At 44.6% G+C, this 592-nt stretch carries 1 protein-coding gene; it reads left to right on the top strand.

Features of this window, described 5'->3' with window-relative positions; translation table 11 throughout:
• Positions 1-57 precede the first annotated feature (57 nt).
• Positions 58-592: hypothetical protein (locus EK369_RS23015; protein WP_206198166.1), on the top strand; the 535-nt coding region annotated here is incomplete at its 3' end.

The raw sequence follows: 592 nt of genomic DNA, 5'->3' as shown, positions 1-592 counted from the left end.
AAAAAGCAGGATAAACGAGGGATAACAGTCGTTGTACGTTTAACTAATCGGTCCAAAATGAAATTAAAGGTGGTACTCTTCGTAGCCAGTTTAGTTCTCGTTTCTGCTGACAAAGCGGAAGAGAAGAAACCAGTAGAAGATGCAAAAGACCAAAAGGCAGTCGAAACCTCAGCTGGGGAGAGCAAAAAGCAGGATAAACGAGGTCTCTTTGGTCTTGGATACGGAGGAGGTTTTGAATCTCATAGTTTCGGAGGTGGATTTGAAGGAGGACTTGGAGGTGGCGAACATGGTCATATCAAGTCCATAACCATCACCAAAGAAGTACCTTATCCAGTACCTCACCCAGTACCTGTACCTATTGAGAAGAAGGTCCCAGTACCAGTTCCAGTCAAGGTTGCAGTACCAGTTGAAAAACCTTATCCCGTATTAGTGCCAAAACCTTATCCAGTACCTGTAGAGAAGCACATTCCATATCCTGTGGAAAAACATGTGCCTTACCCAGTCAAGGTACCTATCAAGATTCCTTTCCTCGTCAAAGTACCTATTCATGTGCCCAAGCCAGTTCCCTACCCAGTTCACAAGGAAGTTCCAG

The organism is Shimia sediminis (assembly GCF_003990645.1).
GTDB classification, from domain to species: domain Bacteria; phylum Pseudomonadota; class Alphaproteobacteria; order Rhodobacterales; family Rhodobacteraceae; genus Shimia; species Shimia sediminis.
Note: the sequence above shows the minus strand (reverse complement) of the source record. Positions and strands in the feature narration are given on the sequence as shown.